Source organism: Paenibacillus sp. PvP094 (assembly GCF_040546835.1).
Taxonomy (GTDB): Bacteria; Bacillota; Bacilli; order Paenibacillales; family Paenibacillaceae; genus Paenibacillus; species Paenibacillus illinoisensis.
Window position 1 is genome coordinate 351,725 of the sequence record NZ_JBEPOM010000001.1, and the last position, 20,530, is coordinate 372,254.

Annotated in this window: 17 protein-coding genes and 1 pseudogene; 1 reads left to right on the top strand and 17 read right to left on the bottom strand. The window is 42.4% G+C overall.

Translation table 11 applies throughout. From position 1 onward, the window contains the following. Nucleotides 1-100 precede the first annotated feature (100 nt). From ABIC22_RS01835 to ABIC22_RS01900, 14 genes and pseudogenes are all read right to left on the bottom strand, one after another. A complete protein-coding gene (locus ABIC22_RS01835) occupies nucleotides 101-544 on the bottom strand; it encodes a hypothetical protein (protein ID WP_354477647.1) in 444 nt (147 codons plus the stop codon). Between the two features lie 161 nt (nucleotides 545-705). After that, a complete protein-coding gene (locus tag ABIC22_RS01840) occupies nucleotides 706-1,239 on the bottom strand; it encodes a GNAT family N-acetyltransferase (RefSeq protein ID WP_354485813.1) in 534 nt (177 codons plus the stop codon). Nucleotides 1,240-1,368: 129 nt separating this feature from the next. Further along, nucleotides 1,369-1,743: a pentapeptide repeat-containing protein gene (locus tag ABIC22_RS01845; RefSeq protein WP_354477650.1), complete on the bottom strand. Its 375-nt coding sequence runs from the start codon at nucleotides 1,741-1,743 to the stop codon at nucleotides 1,369-1,371. Between the two features lie 241 nt (nucleotides 1,744-1,984). Then, nucleotides 1,985-2,206: a hypothetical protein gene (locus ABIC22_RS01850; RefSeq protein ID WP_354477653.1), complete on the bottom strand. Its 222-nt coding sequence runs from the start codon at nucleotides 2,204-2,206 to the stop codon at nucleotides 1,985-1,987. Between the two features lie 330 nt (nucleotides 2,207-2,536). After that, nucleotides 2,537-3,037, bottom strand: coding sequence for a hypothetical protein (locus ABIC22_RS01855; RefSeq protein ID WP_354477656.1), 501 nt, complete (start codon nucleotides 3,035-3,037; stop codon nucleotides 2,537-2,539). A gap of 141 nt (nucleotides 3,038-3,178) precedes the next feature. Further along, nucleotides 3,179-3,844, bottom strand: coding sequence for a hypothetical protein (locus ABIC22_RS01860; RefSeq protein ID WP_354477659.1), 666 nt, complete (start codon nucleotides 3,842-3,844; stop codon nucleotides 3,179-3,181). 225 nt (nucleotides 3,845-4,069) lie between these two features. Then, nucleotides 4,070-4,495 carry a hypothetical protein gene (locus tag ABIC22_RS01865; RefSeq protein ID WP_127539561.1) on the bottom strand — a complete coding sequence of 142 codons (426 nt, stop codon included), beginning with the start codon at nucleotides 4,493-4,495 and terminating at the stop codon, nucleotides 4,070-4,072. 233 nt (nucleotides 4,496-4,728) lie between these two features. Further along, nucleotides 4,729-4,851 (bottom strand): annotated as a pseudogene (locus ABIC22_RS01870) (tyrosine-type recombinase/integrase); the annotation flags it as partial. A 152-nt stretch (nucleotides 4,852-5,003) separates the two neighbouring features. Next, nucleotides 5,004-6,554, bottom strand: coding sequence for a hydantoinase/oxoprolinase family protein (locus ABIC22_RS01875; RefSeq protein ID WP_354477662.1), 1,551 nt, complete (start codon nucleotides 6,552-6,554; stop codon nucleotides 5,004-5,006). After that, nucleotides 6,547-7,650, bottom strand: coding sequence for an S-methyl thiohydantoin desulfurase family protein (locus tag ABIC22_RS01880; protein ID WP_183522879.1), 1,104 nt, complete (start codon nucleotides 7,648-7,650; stop codon nucleotides 6,547-6,549). The genes ABIC22_RS01875 and ABIC22_RS01880 overlap by 8 nt, the downstream gene beginning before the upstream one ends. Next, nucleotides 7,651-8,916, bottom strand: coding sequence for a cytosine permease (locus tag ABIC22_RS01885; protein WP_354477665.1), 1,266 nt, complete (start codon nucleotides 8,914-8,916; stop codon nucleotides 7,651-7,653). A 131-nt stretch (nucleotides 8,917-9,047) separates the two neighbouring features. Beyond that, nucleotides 9,048-10,577 carry a PucR family transcriptional regulator gene (locus ABIC22_RS01890; RefSeq protein ID WP_483312523.1) on the bottom strand — a complete coding sequence of 510 codons (1,530 nt, stop codon included), beginning with the start codon at nucleotides 10,575-10,577 and terminating at the stop codon, nucleotides 9,048-9,050. A 364-nt stretch (nucleotides 10,578-10,941) separates the two neighbouring features. Next, nucleotides 10,942-11,694 (bottom strand): nucleotidyltransferase domain-containing protein, encoded by a 753-nt coding sequence (locus ABIC22_RS01895; protein WP_354477668.1) that lies wholly within the window; start codon nucleotides 11,692-11,694, stop codon nucleotides 10,942-10,944. Nucleotides 11,695-11,705: 11 nt separating this feature from the next. Beyond that, complete coding sequence (locus ABIC22_RS01900; RefSeq protein WP_354477671.1) at nucleotides 11,706-11,939, bottom strand: hypothetical protein; 234 nt, start codon at nucleotides 11,937-11,939, stop codon at nucleotides 11,706-11,708. A gap of 805 nt (nucleotides 11,940-12,744) precedes the next feature. Between ABIC22_RS01900 and ABIC22_RS01905 the strand changes: the two genes are divergently transcribed. After that, entirely contained in the window at nucleotides 12,745-13,452 is a 708-nt protein-coding gene (locus ABIC22_RS01905) for a CAP domain-containing protein (RefSeq protein WP_354477674.1), read from the top strand. Between the two features lie 280 nt (nucleotides 13,453-13,732). On the opposite strand, the gene ABIC22_RS01910 is transcribed toward ABIC22_RS01905, so the two are convergent. The 3 genes from ABIC22_RS01910 to ABIC22_RS01920 form a co-directional block, all read right to left on the bottom strand. After that, nucleotides 13,733-13,936, bottom strand: coding sequence for a hypothetical protein (locus ABIC22_RS01910; RefSeq protein WP_354477677.1), 204 nt, complete (start codon nucleotides 13,934-13,936; stop codon nucleotides 13,733-13,735). A 134-nt stretch (nucleotides 13,937-14,070) separates the two neighbouring features. Further along, the gene (locus tag ABIC22_RS01915; protein WP_354477680.1) at nucleotides 14,071-15,882 is read right to left on the bottom strand and encodes a serine hydrolase domain-containing protein; all 1,812 of its coding nucleotides are present in this window, start codon (nucleotides 15,880-15,882) and stop codon (nucleotides 14,071-14,073) included. Between the two features lie 502 nt (nucleotides 15,883-16,384). After that, nucleotides 16,385-19,993 (bottom strand): S-layer homology domain-containing protein, encoded by a 3,609-nt coding sequence (locus tag ABIC22_RS01920; RefSeq protein WP_354477683.1) that lies wholly within the window; start codon nucleotides 19,991-19,993, stop codon nucleotides 16,385-16,387. Nucleotides 19,994-20,530: the final 537 nt, after the last annotated feature.

Here is a 20,530-nt window from a genome sequence, read left to right on the forward strand (position 1 = left end):
GTTCCTGTTAACGATTTTGCCAATGCTGAGTATCCGGCGTATGCCAGATCAAGAACGAACGTCAGCTGCGTAAACATTATGTTATACGAAGTAATTTACATCAACGAACTTCATTCAAAATCTCTATTACTAAAATGGCTTCTTCTTTATATCCTTCAAGATCGTTTAATTTAATCCATTCAGGTTCATTATCTCTGATTTGATAGAACCTAATAACGACATCTTCTCCTTCAATTGTAGAACTTAAAATTAAAATAAAGTCCCTTTCTGGATAGCTCAACTTTAATTTCTCTTCCCAATTAGAAATGAGTTTTAATCCAGTCCTTAGGTCGTCTAGATGGTAATGATTAATTGAGGCTTCCAAATCCGTACGATCATGATAAATGGTTTCTTCAATAGAACCTCTCTCTCGTAAACTTGAAGCATCAATTACAATGCAATTATCCCATACACAAAAATCGGGGTTGAATAGATTCAAACTTATCAATTCGTTTGGCTGAGCTAACCCATTCAATAAATTTTTCATTGCCTTGTTTATTTTCATACTATTCCTGCTTTCGAAATATTACGTATAACGTTCCTGTGTTCATGACGTCTCACCGACTTAGAGCAAAGCCTCGGATTCGGCCGGGAGAGGGGCCAATGCCCTGAATCTAAAATCTTTGTTATGAGATCATGGCCCCCACGGAAATACAATCACTTTTCTTAATTCGTTTTAGTTAATCTTGCTAGTACTCCGTCTATATTATCCCATTCATAAATCAATTCATTAAGGACTTTTCCTCCAATTTTAATTTGAACTGATTTACATAAGTGAGCACCATAATACTCATAAAAATAGCGTGCCTTGTTATCCTCTAGAACATTAACAAATATCTTCTGATACCCCAATACATTGGATCGAAAAAATATACTTTTAAGTAATTCCTTCCCTAACCCAATCCCTTGATATTCTTTGAGTATGTAAATTGAGGTCAAATCGCTTGAGTTGGATACCGTATTTGTTTCTCTCTTCCAACAATCTGCAAATCCAATGATTTCCCCTTCTTTATTTTCTGCAATTATCACAAAATTGTCTGTTCTTCCGATATTTTTAATCCATAATTCAGTTCTTTGTTTATACGATAGATTGCTTAAGAATTCCTCAGGAATAATCCCCTTGTATGTAGTTCTCCAACTATCCACATGAACTTTTGCAATTCCTTCGGCATCATTAATCGTAGCTTCTCTGATATGCAACATAATCATCCCCTAAATTTTCTAGTTAAACTAATTTGTTATAAAATACAATTACTGATTTATACTATTTAGAGAGATTTCTCATAGATGATGTTGGACCTTCTTGAATTACTATCACATTAATCTCTGTTATTTTTCCACCATTTCTTTTAAATCTTCAATTGTAATTTCACTTGAGTATTGAGTGTTTTTCAAAAAAATAATTCCTTCAATATTTGCATTCCTAAACACACAAGCATCAATACTATTATTAAAAAATTCCGAATTAGATAAATCTGTTTCACTAAAAATTGAAGCTTTAATGTTTGAGTTAATAAACTTAGCACTTCTAAATGAAGAACCAGTAAAATCTAATGACAACATGCATTCTTCAAATATCACTTCACTAAAATTAAAATTTCGTATTTTTCCGTACTCCGTTATTTCGACTCGTTTAAAATGCTTTTTCCCTGAACTAACAAGCTCTTTTAATATTTTGATTGTCATTTCAGTTTCTATTATCATAAATTACTCCTGTTTAAATTTCACTTTCGCACTTCGCTAAATTTATTCTATCGTTCTTGTATTCACGAAACGGCACAGCCTTAGATAGCTCTTATCTTAGGCAGGGCGTTTGTTGTCTGAGCCCCTTCTATGTTTATACATCTGACAATCGAGGGCAATAGAGCATCCATACGTGAATGCGTAGTTGTAGGATGTCAGCATCTTTTTTGAATCGACCACAATACCAAGAGTTACTCTTTTTTTATTCACCAGTTTTCATCTGCCCTTGAATTCTTTTTGTGATTAGGACAATGAGGTTTAGACCTACAATTAAAAATGAGAATGAATTAATAGTCAGTAATAGCCCTAAATCCATGCTATTTTTATCTTTCTTCAATACATAAAGAATTGCTCCCGCAGAAACAATGAATGTTACTCCAAAAAAAAATGTTATCAGCATTCTTATTCTATTGCTTTTCATCATTCTAAGCCTCTATTCTTTAAGCATTAGTATTAGCTTTTTCAGCTTTATGCTTTAAACGTTTGTGTTGATTTCCTAATAACGTTCCTGTATTCACGACCCAGCGCATGCTGGGTGTCCGGAGTATGCCCCACCAAGGGCGCATGCCCGCAGCGTGAATATGTATTTGAGAAATTACACATAACGTTAACGTTCTTGTATTCATGAACCCGTCAGGGTTGTCTGCTGAAGTGCCTCTTCGATATTTTTCCCGCAGACCAAGGCTCCAAAGGAGCCGTTGCTTGAATATTATGTTATGTGATGCCACATCTTCTTCGAACTTTCTACCTACAATTATTTATGGATTTGAAATTTGATTTTAGAAATTTGTTTATCTATTAATTTATAGATTTTTTCGATTTCATCTTCTTTAATCTTATTTTTCACCAATTCATTTTTAATTTCTTGTTGAAGTTCAATTAATGCTTCAAGTTTCAATGTTATATACCATCCTGTCCATTCCGTAACTAGGCTATCGTCAAAGCATTCTCCATCGGTATAAAAGAACATTCTATAATAACCTATTCTCTTTTTTTTGTAGTAAATGTCTAACGTAGATATAACCTGCTGAGAATAGTAACTGTCTGCGATCTGATAATCGGAATGAAAAATAGTTTTATACTCAATTGTATCTATTGAAGGCTTAATATCTTCTAGATTCAATTCATCAAAAAACAAACTAATTTCTTCTGGACATTCTTTCATGTAGTTATTGAATGCTACCCAAAAACCTTCTAAGGTTCTATCCATAATTTTATGTGTATCAATCCAGCTCTCTAGCGCTAAATTATCCAATTGAATCATCCATCCTTTAAAATCTTATGTGGTTTCACATAACGTTCTCGTATTCACGACGCCGGACCAAGGGGCGAATGCCCCGATGCGTGAACATGGTGTTATGTGATTCCAACGACTTCCTCGAATTACTTAATGGGTTTAACGTGAAGCAGTCATATACAAATTATATAAATTAGTACATTGGTCAAAACATTCCAGATATAAAATTCTGATTTCATCATTAGAGCATAACTTTAGATAACTTTCTGAATTTATGATCTCTTTGATGGGTAACATCTCAAGATAATATTCCGGGCTATTCTCCTTCATTAAGATATCTTTATATCTACTAAGTACCTTTACATAAACATTATCAATAAGTCGATATTGACACTTACTGAGCTCCATCAGGAAGAATTTCTGTATTTCTCTCGCCAAAAACGAACCATTATTATAGGGAGGAGTACCGAAAAAGCAATTACTTACAGGAGACCTGTACCAGTACTGACCTTTGTGCCAATGCTTTGTAACAATAAAAGAGTGCCACTTTCGAATATCTTCATAACGAGATGCCAACACTTGATAGTGGCTTGAATACAGTCGCTCAGTGGATTGTGATAGCAAGTAATTGATTATTTCTTCATTAGTATTTAATTGTGTGACCTTGGTTATCGAACACCAGCAAATATAGTTATTATCTATTTTTCCCAATAGGCATACTTCTTCACCAGGGCTAACATATATCTCAAAATAAAAATCTTTATTACTAATATCATAATTCGGCTTAACACTATTCTTTGTTGTAATAAGGTTGTATTCAATCATTATAATGACTCCTTTATCAGAGTTTTCGCTGGTTTCACATAACGTTTCTGTATCCACGACGTCCTACCGACTTAAGGCTCCGTCAGGAGCCGGCCGCGATGCGGTTAGTCGGTGCGGAAGTGTCCGCCTGATTCCACTTCTCTGCCATCCCCTTCGGGCGGACCGAGGAGTTGAAAGGCTCCGATGCGTGGATATGATGTTATAAGATGGCCCCGCCTTCGAAGCTTAAGCTATACCATTTCTCTTTTTCCATCTTTCAATTTGCTTTTGAAACTCCTTTGAACTAAATATACTTTCTAGTTTTTGAATTTGACTATCAATTATTTCATCTGATTTTATTGCACTTATTACTCTACTTTCTAATGCCAGGTAACGTTCCTCTTTATAAATTTTAATTAGTTGATCCATCATTCCATCTGACCAAGTTAAGTTATAAAAATGAAACCAAATGATATGCTCCTTTACACTTGAGGCGATATTGATTTCATCCTTATTTTCAGTAATTGCTTCAATAGTTGATTCATGCAATAAGCTATGTATTTCATGTTGGTCGCTGATGTCCATTAAGTTAATTAGCTTTTCAATTTCTTTATATTTCTTTTGAACTGCAGCCATATCAATCGTTTTAATTATAGTACTGAGATCAGACATTCAGATTCACCTTCAATTATTTATCATGCGGGGATTTCACATAACATCTAATTTATGTACTTCGTAGATACAACAAATTCCTTCCATAATCTGAACTACGTATATGATATCCCCATATTATTACATTTACGAAGAAAAGGTTCAAGAATAAAGGGGGACTTCGAGTAGCCTTAATCTCCCGAAGCCAACCGATCCAGGGATTTTGAATACGCTGGATATTTTTCGTACTACCAAGTTGTTCGCGCAGTCGTATGACCAAGTAGCTCCTTAATGTAGCGAAGGTCTGTCCCGTTTTCTAGCAAATGAGTGGCAAATGAATGCCTTAATAAATGAATACTAACCTTCTTCACAATTCCTGAGCGTTGTCTAGCTTTAGCTCATAAACCAAGCAATCAAATCGTCTCTTCATCTGCTTCGCTGCTCATTCTTTCCCGCTCATCCACTTGCACCTCATCGATAACAAAAAAGAGCCCCACACAAGTTGTATCAACTCATGTGAAGCCCTCTTCTACTTCATATTTCCTACGACTTTCACTCGAAGCCTTGTCGCATTTCCCGGATGATAAGCGAGCGGGGTTTCTTCCACTTCCACGAGCTCAACCGTCACCGGATCGGCGCCAGCAAGTTCCGCCTGTTTCACGGCTTTTTCCCGAGCATCTCTTAATGCTGCCTCACGGGGCTCTGTAGAATAGATGTAAATCTGCTCATATTGGCCGCTGATTTGGGCAATACACGCACCAATGGCATTAGCCACGCCCCCGTTCTCAGGCTTAATCATATGGGATACTCCGCGGATGGTGTCCGGAATCACGACACTGCCTCCGCCTACCAACACAAGCTCAACATCACCTGAAGATGTCTTCATTTTATCAATGGTCTGTTCAATGATGGCTGCAATTTCGCCCTGCACCTGTTTAGCAAAGTCTTCATCCAGATGCGCTACCAGGCTCTGATCCCCGACATCTGCAAGACCCAGCCGAACGGCAATGTCCGTTGTCGTAAGTGTATTCCCGCCAAAGACAAGCGCCTCTTTTCCGATCCTGTATCCTACGCTGTCCGGGCCAACTGTAATTTTGCCATTCTCCGAGCGTACGATGCTTCCGCCGCCCAGTCCCACTGAGATAATATCCGGCATGCGGAAATTCGTGCGGATATCGCCAACCTCGACTGCAACCGACGATTCCCTCGGGAAGCCGTCCTGCAAAACGCCGATGTCCGATGTCGTGCCGCCCACATCAAGAACCATCGTATCTTTGATTTTTGCCAAATAAGAGGCACCGCGTATGCTGTTCGTAGGTCCACAGGCAATGGTCAGGATCGGAAACTGTTTAGCATAATCTACTGACATCAAGGTACCGTCATTTTGGCATAAAAACACCGCTGCATCCAATATGCCTTCTTCTTCTAATGCCTGTACAAAGCCCTCGGTTGTCGTTTCAATGACCTTGCACAATGCCGCATTGAGGATGGTCGCATTTTCCCGTTCGATTAAACCAACCGAACCAATCAATGAAGAACAGGAAACAGGAAATTCTGCTCCGTACATTTGATGAATGAGATCGCGAACGTGGAACTCCTGATCATTTTTAAGGGATGAAAATACGCCGATGACCGCTATCGATTCAATACTACCGCGCCACTCCTCCAGAAGAGCCGTGATTTCGCCTTCATCGACTTCTCCGAGCAATTGGCCATCGTATTCGTATCCGCCCTGTACGAGAGCATATTTACCCGATAGCTTCTGAACCATATCCTCAGGCCAGGACGTGTACGGAGCAACGGAAGCCGTTGCTGGGTACCCCAGACGAATGACACCGACTTGGGCCAGCTTTTTTCGTTCAACAATGGCATTTGTGCATTGTGTTGTGCCTAACATGGCATGTGTGATTTGATTTTTATCAATATTCGCCCCCTGCAGCAGCTGCCGGAGCGAGGTTTCAATCCCTGTGCGAATATCCAAGGTTGTTGGGGATTTCACCGCATGGATCAACTGATGATCCTCGTTCAAAATGATGGCATCTGTGTTGGTGCCGCCTACATCGATCCCGATTCTATACATTCTCAGCCACCGCCTTTTTCACCATTTCCTCAAGTGGTACATAATCGTAATCATAGCCGAAGTATCTTGGACCTGCCGTCTGGATTCCCTTATCCGTTCTCCACTTTTCATGAGCGGGCAATCCAATAACCCGTACGCGTTTACCGTATTTCAGGCTCTCTGTGGTCACAGGCAACAAGGTTTCGTAATCAACCAGACAGATCAAATCGGGCGTCATCGCTACCACCTGACCATTCTTTTCAGCAATCAGGTTTTCATTTTGAAAATGAACCTTCATCTCTCCGGCTTTAAACGCCTCAATGCCTTCAAGATGCATGCAGCCGAGATTAAATCCGCCCTTGGTTTCACGGATGACATCCACAATTTTCCCTTGGAATAGCTCATAGCCGGATACCCGTTTCAACAGTTCCTCAAGCTTGTCCTTGGCATCTCGGTTCTTCGATGTAATGATTGCTCCGATCTGTTCGGACAGGGTTACGATGTGATGGACACCACTCTGCTTCATTTGTGCACCCGTTGCCGGATACAGGCTGACTAAAGAACTGGCACCCATTTCGACTGTAGCTACCCTGGCGAGCCGTTCTGTCCATTTGTTGTCAATGGTCTCAAAGATGCCAATATTCCCTTTCTCATCCGTTATGGCCATCGGTGTCGCTGGAATGCCGTCCAGGTTAAACGTCACCATCTGAAGCTCCGGGAACGCCCGGCCCATACCGTCACAGTCAATCAGAGGCAACCCCAGCTGTGCCGCAACAACAATAGGAATCATAGAATTGACGCCACCCGCTTCCATCGGAAACGTACCCGCAATCTTGTCTTTTCCTAAATAATTCGCTAATTTCTGAAAAACCTTCACAAACTCGTCACCACGAGGGAATTTCTCCACTAATACGGAAGGTGCCCCCATCATCGCGGCAGGAATGAAAAAGTCCTCATCCCCTATCTCGTCCACGGAATATAGTTTGACAGGTCCAAACTTCTTAATGGCCGAGAGAGCCATCAATTTTCCGATATATGGGTCTCCCCCTCCACCCGTTCCCAGAAATGCTGCTCCGACAGCAATATGTTCAACAGCTGTTTCATCTAAATATCTCATTTATGATTCCTCCAATATAACTGTCTTCTGAGCAAATAAACGATAGCCGATATAATATATGACAAAAGAAATGATAATTCCGGTCAACGGCTGATTTGGTAACTGCGGCAGGCTTGGGAACAAGGATAACACGACAGGCGTGCAGGCTATGATCGCGCCCACAAGCCATGAGACAACGCCCAACACGTTCACGCCCTCAACCTCTTGCCAGCGTCTCTTATCCCCTTTGCCAAGCACCCAATACGAAGCAATCATCACGCCTGCCACCGGCGGAATCATAGCCGACAGAATGGACATGATCGGAGTAAAATAGTTAAGTATGCCAACGACAGCGAGTACGGTTCCAAGGGTTCCCGCAATGCCGACAGCCCACTTTTCCTTCTCCTTCGAAACGTTGAACACGTTAATTAAGGCAAAACCACCTGAAATCACATTCACAAGATTCGTTTTCCATGTAGCCAAGATCAAAATCACACCGCCAACAAACGGCGTCATGATGCTCAAAAAGGTTGCTGTGATATCGCTGGCTTGGTAAGCAATTGTCAGGACGGCTCCTGCACCAATCATCAGCAAGCCTGCCGGAACAATCCCGAATAGCGCGGCTTTCAGGACATCAGACCGTTTTTTCGAAAATTGCGAATAATCTCCCGCGATGACTGCCCCCAGCGCAAATGAACCTAGGGTTACGGCCAGTCCATCGGTAAAATCCATAACGGCCGCAGGCTTATAATTTTGGATGATCTGCAGAGACTCCCCAGTCAATGCTTCGACCAGACCGTACACGCTGATTCCGATCAATAAAGGGACGGCAATATAACTGATCACCCGCAGCACTTTAACGCCGTACATGGCCGAAATGACCATCACGAGACCGCAGATGAGTGATGCCAGCGGTACAGGAATAGTTATACCGATCTCGGCGAGCAGATTGGCCAAAGCTTCCCCGCATACATTCGCCTGAATCCCGAACCAGCCAAGACACGCAATAGCGAGGATAATGGACAAAATCGTTCGAGACCCTGTTTTGCCAAACACCTGACCTGCGACCTGAACCGTCGGCCTTCCCAAATCCGTGCTTTGAATCCCCTGCAAAATCATGAGCAGCACAATAATGGAGTAACCTACTAACGTGACAAGCAATACCTTCGATACTCCCATGCCAGCAATCAGCGCATTCCCTACCAACAAACTTGGGATGCTGATGACTGCGCCAGCCCAGATGATCCCGAGACTGAACCAGGATTGATGCTCTTTAACGGCTTTCATATGATCTCCCCCAATCCTGTTCGTTCGAATATTGTTTTCTTATTGTAAAAGATGAAGGAGGTCAGCGTCTTTTTCAGAAAACAAAAAAAAATCCGATGTTTTTGTCTTATTGGACAAAACATCGGAACTTTTTAGTCATGAATGAGACGGTAGACCATGCAGGCGGTATAAACATCGTACGATTCCGAATTGATGGTCACATCATATCCGATGAGCTCGCAAATCTTTTTAATGCGATATTTCACCGTATTTTTGTGGACGAACAACAGCTTGCTGCAATCATCCATATTCCCCTTCGCATCCAGCAGAAAAGTCATCAGCGTTTTCAACGCGTCAGGGTCGTCCATAATTGGCTCCATGACGGACAAGCATTCTTCAGTGATCTCTTCCCCTTGTTTACTGAGGTCTATGGCTCGTTTCATGGAACGAACTTCAGCTGCGGTGTACAGTTTGCGGTGATGATAAATGCGGTGAACCTCTTTAGAGACTCCGTTAACGAGCTGATACATTCGGCGTACGTCCTGTGTGTTACGCATTCTCGGAGAATAAACGATGCTTGATATGTCAGCAATGAGACTCGTCGTTTCGATATATTCTGCTGCGATTTCATACTCATTGTATTTAGAGGAACAATTCCCTAGCAGCACGACAACGCAGTGATCGATCGTTTGAATGACCGCGGTTTTATAATATTGCAGGAGATGCGCTTTTAAGTCTTCCCTTACCCTTCTTTCCTCCGACAAATCCCGAACGTACACGAGCCACATCATTTGAATCCCGGAAACGTCAATATGGAGCAAACTGGCCAATCTGCGCATTTTTTCGCTTTCATCATTCACGATGGCTTTCACCAAAGCGTACTCGCTGACCTCATTATGCTTATCTCCCCACAAATTGATGGCCACCTGCACCACTTCGCTGATTTGATCCATTGTCTTCGGAGGCAGCTTCGTATTCTCTTTAATGAGAAACAGGTAAAGGACCTCCCCGTTTTTTTGATGAACACGTTTGTATTCAACAAAGCAGGACGAATCCAGCTCATCTTCTCCCATTCTGCCGTTTAAAATGGAAGGCGCCATGGACCGGATCAGACTCGTCACATCAAGCGATGAATTGCGCGGCCACATGACACGATTGATGATATCCAGATTGCTATTTGTCAGAACGATGTTCGCTTTCATCCGGTCGGACAGCAGTTTAAGGGTAATTTCCACACTCCGCAAATGTTCCGGCAGCAGCGAGACCTTTTCCAGTGATTCATTCACGAAATGCTCATTCACCTTCTGATTGCTTACGATTGCTTCCATGGCTTCATAAATGACTTCATTATACCTAAGCGAGTAATCGTTTCTCGGCATGCAAATGATAATAAAATTCAGCGATTCTGCCAGCTCAAGCACTTCATCGGCGATATCCGGCAATACAATGCCAACATAGTACAAAATTAATCCCATTTCACCAAGGTCATGCAAGTATTGAACCGTTTGACATTGCTGCTCCACGCTGTCCTTAATCGAATAAAAAGAGCTGATGACCAGCTCTTCAGCGTACCATTCTTCTTGAACGGTTTGAATAATTTGCGAGAAGAAATTGACATCCGCCACTTCCAACACAGATAAAGAGGAAACGGTCTGATGAAGCCTGCTTGTCCCTGTGACCACCTGAGCTCCTCTAAATGAAGGAAGCTGCAGTAAATCTTTAACGGTTACCCCAATTCAACCACCACTTTTTTGTTCAATTCATGCTGCTTCTATTGTATCTGTACGTAATCTATATCTATGATAGATCATTTCATCCAGAAGGAGTTTCTCTTCGTAAAAGCTTGTTAAAACCAGACTATGATGCTCGGCATAACGAAGCAGCCTAAGATAGCTTTCATTATATATTAGTATAACCTTAGCTATGATAAGTAACCAAGTGAGTTCCCTGGCCAACTATGAAATTTATTGCATACTCGGCTGCTTAGTCCACTAAGACGCTGAGTCGGGTATCGAGCCGTACCGATAACGCAATTTGTAAACTGCTTTATAATTTTCTCATTGCATTTAGAGCGTTCTCAAAATAGCTATAGACTTCATCTGCAATTCCCAGAAAGTCTTCAACAAGTACATCACTATCCAAGTAACAAGCATACAGATACTCAACTAAAGCGGAGTCAATCTCGCAATACTTTATTATGGCATTCTTCATCTCAATAATGTCATCTTGCCATACACCTGTATCTACTATAACCAAAGAGTACAATGCACGAATTAATCTCTTCGAATACCCTTTAATATATCTAGTTTTCAGCGTGTCATCACTAGCAGTAGAAAGTGAACGACGTATACGATCTACTTCTTCCTTGGTCTCTGTATTTAAGTCTAGAATGAACGCTGGTGAAATAACGATCGGTGGTACTTTTTCACCAATATCATTGCCATATACGCAAACACAGATGATCTTAACCCAAAAACCCCACTCATTCGGTTTACTTAATACATCGTCAATCGAGCAAATGATCGTATCAATCTTAGTGACTATTGGATATTCTTTCAAAAGCCTGTCTTTAATATTTGTCAATCTTTCGTAATCAATATCCTTGGGATTTGCACAGACAATAGTAAAGTCCGCATCTGACTTAAAAGGTGTAGCAGTTCCTTTGGGAATCGAGCCACACATATAAATGCTATGAATCTTACCTTTAAATTCGGTAAGGATCTGATCTATATACTTATCAACCAAATCCTTATATTCACTTTGTATTTCAATTTTATTTATAACTTTTTCTAGTATCATATAGACTCCTCCTAAATTAAGAACTTCTTTCGGGCTAACGTTCCCGCATTCACGACGCTTGGCGTATGCCAAGTATGTCCGGCAGCCTCTGCTTTATCTCCTGCGAAAATAATGTTCTTTATTACTTGACGCCTTTGAGAAAATACCTGAATTGACTGCTCTGCTAATGTGCGAAATTCCTGAATCCCCTTAGTTTCCGAATTCACTTCACCTTTAGAAATGTTTCGAAAATGAATATTTTTCATTTAAAACTCCTATCATTCCATCAATGTTAAACGTGTTATATGCGCTCAGGTATTTTTCAATAAGATCTTTTAGATTTGAGTTCTCCAAGTCGAATCACACTCCTAGATTTTGATATTACATATTTGTCCTGATTTCAGATAACGTTGCTGTATTCACGAATCCGAGAGGGTTAAAGGAGCGTAGCGACTGGGTCCGTCAGAACTTGCCTCTCAGTGGTTGTCGCCTGATTCCGCTCTTATCTTAGGCTGGGGCGTTTGTTGACTGAGATTTCTTCCATGATTATACATCTGTCAATCAAGGGGCGATAGCCCCGCAGCTTGAATACTGTGTTAAACGCAGTTGCTGACTTCATCGAATTATCAAATACTAGCTTTCAGTTTGTTTTATATGATGCAGCATATGGTTTATACTCTATAAAATTGTCTATCCCACCAACGGAGGCGTTTAGTTAAGCAGGACTTCGAAAAGTACACTGTATCTCGCGGCAATAATAAATGAGTAAAATTAGTTTGAATAGATTCTCCCAATTATCCATCGAAATACTCCTTTCATCAGGAATGCCAATGAAATAGATAACATTCATCCCGTGATGCATTTATGACCCGATATGGCCTTCTTTATCCATAACCATTCGCAACACGCTTTGCTTTCCTCGAGACACAAAAAAAGACAAGGCGATCTAAATGGTATTGATCATAAAAAAGTACTGGATAAGGAGAGAACCATATTAGGAATAAGTAAATGGCATACAGGAAAACATAAATCCGGGAACTTCATTAACTAACGGATCTAGGAGGTTGGCAAATGGCAAAGTTTTTCATTTTAACAATATTATTATTGGTGGCAGGCTGTTCGTCCCATAACAATATGATGCAAAAACAAGTGACTCCTGAGCAAAAACAAATTTCAATTCATGATCATGCTGCTGCACCAAACTCTGTCCTCACACAAGCATCATCAACAGCTACATCTAGGCAAGAGGGATCTATTACAACAAAAGAAGCCCAAAATGGAATTCCATTGGATTTGTTGGATCTGATTCGAACACCGGATGGAAATACAGTAAACCAGGCACCTGCAGGAAATCTTGAAAATAAGGAGCCAACAGGACAAGTACAGGAAGGTAAAAAAAATGCTACGGATAAAACAGATTTTGAGCAGCAGGTTCTGGATCTGGTCAATCAAGAAAGGGCCAAGACGGGATTAAGTTCCTTGAGTAGGAATGAAGAATTATCAAATGTGGCTATGGTCAAGGCACAGGACATGTACAACCACAGTTACTTTGATCATAATTCGCCAACACATGGATCCCCCTTCGATATGATGAAGGAATTCGGGATCACATATAATACCGCTGGAGAAAACATCGCAAAAGGGCAAACCACCCCTACCCAGGTTATGAAGGAGTGGATGAATAGCCCTGGCCACAAAGCAAATATACTGAATAATAGTTATACTCATATCGGTATTGCTTATTATAACAACACATGGGTCCAGGAATTTACTGGGTAGCGCCTTTCATCTCCCAACAATAAAGTATCAAAAACCCGCAATTCATGTCGGGTTTTTGATACTTACAGATCCTGCATACGCCACCAGTAGTTTTGTTTCCTCGAACCGGATTAAAGTAAAGATGAGCACAGCCAGTTCAATAAGAAATTGCCACTCCATATAGCTTTACCAAAGCACACACTACTGATCAATCATGGATAACAGTAGACGATTGAACCGGCTGGTACTTCTTCTGGGGAAATTTCTTTCCCCAAACATATACCGATATTCTTTTTGCCGGCTACAAATGATTAATTTGAATAGAAACGACTCCATACACTTGCTCTTCCCCGTCCATTTTTTTGATGATAATCTGGTCACCGATCATCTCTTTGATTTTTGACGGAAGTTTTTCATCCAACTCTTCATTGGCCCCCATAACGATGGTTCCGAATTCAGGTGTTTCAAAGACTAAACCAACGCCAAACAACATTTTTGCTTCCATTCTTTGACCACCTTATCCCTGATCTATGAATAACTCACCTTTGAAATCTCACACTCTGAGGGTGGCATTACGAAGTCTAACCTTGGCATCTCTCAATTATGCTTAAGTCATCCTTTTATCTCTTCCCGCTTTTTCTAAACATACAAATTCCAACCCACAACAAAAGCAGCCAAGATAAATGCCGAGATGCCAGACATAATGTACATCACCTTTTGCTTTTTGGCGTAACTACTCTTCCGCAGTTTGTAAATGAGCAAACCAAGATACGCCACTGCCAGGACTACATATAGCAGATTAAACCCTAAATTGATGCGTAATGAAGAATAAGCAGGATAACTTGGAAGTCTGGTAAGGATGATAAAAAGATTGAGTAGGAGCAACCCACCTGTGAAATTAATGGCAAAATAATATTTATCGAAATGGGTTGAAAGATTTCCTCGTTTTTTAAGTTTGTAAAGAAGCATCCGGATTATGTAACCGATCAGAGCACCTAAGCTGAAAATGATGGCTAGCGCAACAGGAATAAGCGATATTGTAATCAAATTCACCTTTAGATTCGATACAGGTAAGTAATCCATGTAAGGAGTATAGGAAATTTTCTCAACAATGCCATGATGCTCGACCACATTATAAACACTACTTAACTCCGCTTTTGAAAATTTGCTTATATCAAGCAGCCTAAATAAATCGGTAAATCTAGAGGCGGGCCGTCTTGCAGATTGAAAATATCCCCCTCCCTCAGAAGTAACCGAATTAACGTATGTGCTGTTACCGAAAATCTTGCTAATAAGTCCATAATAATAGACTTCCTCAAAAGCAATGTTTGTCATGACCACCATTCCAAATTTGGATTCTGGATCAAAGACAACTTTGCTTGAAAACCCTTTTAAATTCCCCTCATGAAGCAGTGTAGGTACCCAATATTCCATCTCAGCGAACCCATGCGCAAATCGTGGAATCGAAGTTCCGTCATAATACAAACTGGTTGACAACATTTCGTCTAACGTATCTCTCTTGGCAAATAATACACTGTTATCATCAACAGGCATCAGCGCTGCAAGGAATTTCCCTAAATCTTCAGCTGTCCCCATGGCTGCCCCTGTAGGATAGAACGTTACGTATACTCTGTTCTCAGAGATCCGTTTTAAATCTTTCGTGTACCCTTCAATCTCATTCCTTCTCTGCACGAGGTCTGGACGATCCTGCCCCGTTGGATGAACCGTAGTGTCGTTCATATGAAGCGGTTCAAAAATATGTTGATTAACATATTCATAATAAGGTTGGCCACTTACCAATTCCACGATGTATCCACCTAGACCAACGCCATAGTTCGAATAACCGACGACGCTATTCGGTTTGTATATCTGTTTCGGCTCATTTTTACGCAGCGTTTCTCCTAAATCATAATCTTCATTCTCGTCGTAATAATACACTTCGGTCACTGTTTGATCTTCCCAACCCGCATTGTGATGCATCAGGTTCAATAGGGTAATTGGTTCATCGTATTTGAGCTTTTTGAAAAATCCTTCTGGCAGATATTCTCTAATATCCGTTTCCAGATCAAGCTTCCCTTGTTCGACAAGCTGCATAAGACTCGTATAGACCAACAGTTTAGAGATAGAAGCCCATTCAAAAACAGTGGAGGTATCTGCCTTTCGCTGATTCTCAATATCCGCAAAGCCATATGCTTTATTTACTATGAACTCGCCATCTTTGATCGCCACAACAGAAACGGCAGCGGTATACTTCTCATACGACTCAACATAAGAATCAATGGTTTTCTCTAACTCTGTTAAAGGAATCCTGGATGGTGTTGTCTGAATCAGTTCTTCTTCCGCGTTGACAGGTACCGCACATGCGATAATGACGAGCACGAGTGTCAAAACACAAGCGATTACTTTGTTTACCGTGTGAAAACTACGATCTTTTGGGCGATTTTTCTGCATCAGCAACTCTCCTAATATATAAATGTATGTCACATACTCTATTTTTTACGTATGCGTTTTCAAATGAGTTCCCACTAATTTAAGTTATTCTCAAATGCAATTAAACTCCATTCAGGAGAGAGCGCAAAGAATTTAACCTTTTAGGTAAACCTAGATCATGGTACAACACAGCACCTGTACGATGAGCAGCAGAGTGCACGCGCACGCGAGAATCTTATTAGACGGATCAGGGCCACAACTTTGCCTGCCAGTATCGAAGCCAGTTCTTCGGACAGCAAGCCGTTCGTCGGTGATAATTCGTAATAGTCTGCTTAGCCTCGGTCAGTTCACCGAAAAGGCTCAGGATGGTCTATTTCATTAAAATCACAACTCATATTGTATAACTGTACACATAAAAATGCCCCCTCACTGTAGCAGGTTTAGCTATACACCTGTTAACAATGAGAGGGACAAATCTTAGTCTTACATCTGCTCAGTTTAGAAGCTATGAGCTATTTTGTGGTTAACCCAGCAATTGATCTATTGTTGGATTCTCTCTCAGCATGCGCATGATCACCGTTAAGGCTTCCGCCCTCGTGAGATTGGCGTCCGGTTCAAACCGGTTCTGGCTCTTGCCCTCGAGCAGCCCCGCCTTTGCAGCCGCTTCAATGATCTCCTTCGCCCAATGCTTGGGTGCTACATCAACGAATGTGGCAGCATCGCCAGATGGAGTATTCTGAAAAATCAGGATTTTCGAGATCATAGCAGCCATCTCGGCTCGTGTAATCCTGTAATCAGCGTGGAAGGTTCCATCAGAGTACCCGTTGATAACTCCATTGGAAGCAAGAATTTCTATAGAGTCTCGCGCCCAGGAGTTCTGAATATCCCGTAACTCAAACGTTCCGCTTCCTGAACGCAGGGCAAATGCTTTAACAAGAAGTGTGCTGAACTCTGCTCTTGTAATAGAAGCATCCGGTTTGAATCTGCCATCTGGATAGCCCTTAATCATGCCTATCTTGGCAGCGGTTAAAATATCTTTGGAAGCCCAATGGGACGCCGCGTCCTGGAATGTCACAGCGTTACCGGCCAATGCTTCTTGAATAAAAGCTACGAGCCGATCAGTTTCAACAAGATCGTGAAAATACTTGGTCTCCTGAACTGGGGGCGTTGAAGAGTCTGTTTCAGCCGGAGTGCTCGTATCGATTGAAGTGCTTGTATTGTTTGGACTGCTCGGAGAGGATCCTGACCCCGAAACTGGCGTACCGGTTACTGTTACGTTTATATCTACCGATTGGGTTCCATACACAGCACTGACGACAGTACTGCCCGCTGTCTTACCTGTAACCCTGCCGCTGGTAACATTAGCAATTGACGGATTGCGAACAGTCCAGGTTACCAATGAGGTCACATCTCTTTGCGACTGATCTGAAAAAACAGCTGTAATGGCCACGGATGCAGTCTGTCCGCTCAGTACCTTTAACGTATTTGGAGTAGCCCTTAAACTGCTTAATGCCTGCAAGGTAATGCTCTTTGTTGCGATGCTGCTCATTTTGTCACCATCGCTTACGGTAAAGCTGATCGTGTGCGTCGTCATATTCGTAGAAACTTGTGTGTTTTTGTAAGTAACTGCTCGCAATGCGTTCTGCCACTCCGCCAACGTTGCGGTTCCACCAGCGGACGTCAGCATCAGCACGCCATTAAGTGCATCATAATTCGCCGCAATATTACCCATGCTCGCTCCATCATTCATGAAAGCAAGCACATCTTTTTCCGGGTCGAAATGACTCGTAATGCTAACCGTTGCGCTAGCTAAGGTTGTATTATCCAGGTCGGCTACCATTACACCGCTGTCAATAGCTGTCGGAGTCGAAGCTCCAGAGATGTAATTAGTCGAACCACCACTTGTGGTCACAATTGGTGTCTGATTGATAGCTGTGACCGTTACAGTTCGTGTCGCTGTATTGCTTGAATTGACGCCGTTCGTAAACGTGAAGCTAACCATACGTGTCGCCGTATTTGGCGTGATCGCCGTATCTGTATAAGTAATTGATCTCAAGGCAGCTTGCCACTCCGCCGACGTTGCAGTTCCGCCCGCTGATGTCAGCGTCAACACACCCGTAACTGCATTATAACTGGCCGTAATGTTACCCATAGTTTGCCTGTCATTGGTGAATCCCAGCACATCTTCTCCAACATGAAGATTACCTGTAATGGCCACTGTTGCGCTTGCAAGAGTAGTACTGCTATCTGCTGTTACCGTTATGCCAGAGTCGATAACGACTGGAGTTGAGGGCGCATTATCCCCAGCCACGAATGAAGCCGAACCGCTACTTGTGGTCAGACTCGGAGGCGTCATCACAGCTACTTGTACTGTATGTGTAACAGCAGCGCTGGTCTTCGTTCCGTCGTTTACAGTGTAGTTAATGTTGCGTTGCCCTGGCGTGGCGCTCGTACTCGAGAACGTAATTCCTCGCAACGCACTCTGCCACTGCGCCAGCGTTGCGGTTGCGCCTGATGATGTCAGCGTCAGCACGCCAGTGAAAGCATCATAACTCGCTGTAATATTTCCCATCGTCGCCCCATCATTGGTGTAAGCCAGTACATCTTTTCCCGCGTCGAAATGGCTCGTAATGCTAACCGTTGCGCTGCTCAATGTCGTATTGTCCAGGTCTGCTATCGTCAAACCGTTGTCCATAGTCACCGGAGTCGAAACTCCAGAAATGTAATTAGTCGAACCACCACTCGTGTTCACGATTGGTGTCTGGTCGGTTTCCGTCACCGTTACAGTTCTTGTCGCCGTACTACTTTTATTGACGCCGTCCGTCACCGTGATGCTAACCGTACGTGTCGCCGTATTTGGCGTGACCGCCGTATCTGTATAAGTAATTGATCTCAAAGCAGCTTGCCACTCCGCCAACGTTGTAATGGCGCCTGCTGATGTCAGCGTTAGCACACCAGTAGATGCATTATAACTAGCTGTTATATTCCCCATGGTCAGCCCGTCATTGATGAAATTCAGTACATCCTCTCCAGCATGAAAATTGCCTGTGATCGCCACTGTTGCGCTTGGAAGCGTAATACCGCTATCTCCGGTTAACATTATGCCGGAGTCGATAACGACCGGAGTTGAGGGCGCATTATCCCCAGCCACGAATGAAGCCGAACCGCTGCTTGTAGTCAGACTGAGAGGCACGATCACTGTTACATCCATAGTATGTGTAGCAGCAGCGCTGGTCTTCGTTCCGTCGCTTACAGCGTAGCTGATGTTGCGCTGCCCTGGCGTGGCACTCGTGCTTGAAAACGTAATTCCTCGCAACGCACTCTGCCACTGTGCCAACGATGCGGTTGCGCCTGATGATATCAGCGTCATCACGCCTGTAGATGCATTATAAGTCGCCGTAATGTTTCCCATGGTCGCCCCATCATTAATGTAAGCCAGTACATCTTTTCCCGCGTCGAAGTGGCTCGTGATGCTAACCGTTGCGCTACTCAAGGTTGCATTGTCCAGGTCTGATACCGTCAGACCGCCGTCAATAGCAACCGAAGTCGAAGTTCCAGAGATGTAATGGGTCGAACCACCACTCGTGGTCACCATTGGTGTCTGGTCGGTATCCGTCACCGTCACCGTTCGCGTAGCCGCACTGCTTGTATTAACGCCGTCCGTCACCGTCATGCTAACCGTACGTGTCGCCGTAATTGGCGTGACCGCCGTATTTGTATAAGTAATTGACCTCAAAGCGGCTTGCCACTGCTCCAACGCTGCGGTTCCGCCCGCGGATGTCAACGTCAGCACGCCAGTGGATACATTATAACTAGCTGTAATATTCCCCATGGTCCGCCCGTCATTAATGAAAATCAACACATCTTCTCCAACATGAAGATTGCCTGTAATCGCCACTGTTGCGCTTTCAAGGGTAGTGCTGCTATCCGCGGTTACCGTTATGCCAGAGTCGATAGCAACCGGAGTTGAGGACGAATTATCTCCAGCCACGAATGAAGCCGAACCTCCAGATACAGACAACACAGGACCCGTGGCTGCAAAAGTGGTCGGTGTAATATAATTACCGAGTCCCGTCTGGAAGGTTAATGCAATGGTAAGCAGGACCATCAATTTGCGTATTACGTTCTTCATTGACTATTTCCCCCGTCATTTAGAGTTAATCCTGAATTTGTAACCATTGCTGTAAGGTAAGCATCAGACTATATCTAGACAATGTGTTCTCATATTCGATGGATACTATATCTCCTTTTTTACTTAGATAAAACCCATTTTGCGACATTCTCGTAGAGAATTCCTGTGCTTTACGAACTATTTTTAGGACTTTAAGCATGTTTTTTCGATTTTTCTTTAGTGTAGTATTGATCTAGCTTTTATAACGTCTGCATTGTGAATTTGGACTATATTAAATCGTATGGAATATAATGTTCCGATGACGAAGCTTACTCTTTTTTTATCTGTCCTCGCTAAAAACTAATAAAACAGGCCACTTTTCCCCCTCCAGAGACAAAAGATGACCTGTCTATACGTCTTGTTAGATAATTCACTAGACTCTCTATGGGTGCAACAGGATTCACCCTCAGCCCCTCCAACCATTCCCAAGACCCGTTGCTCTATGGTCAATATCCCATCCTGCATAAGCTGAGTACTCTGCAGGAAAATGACTCGCTT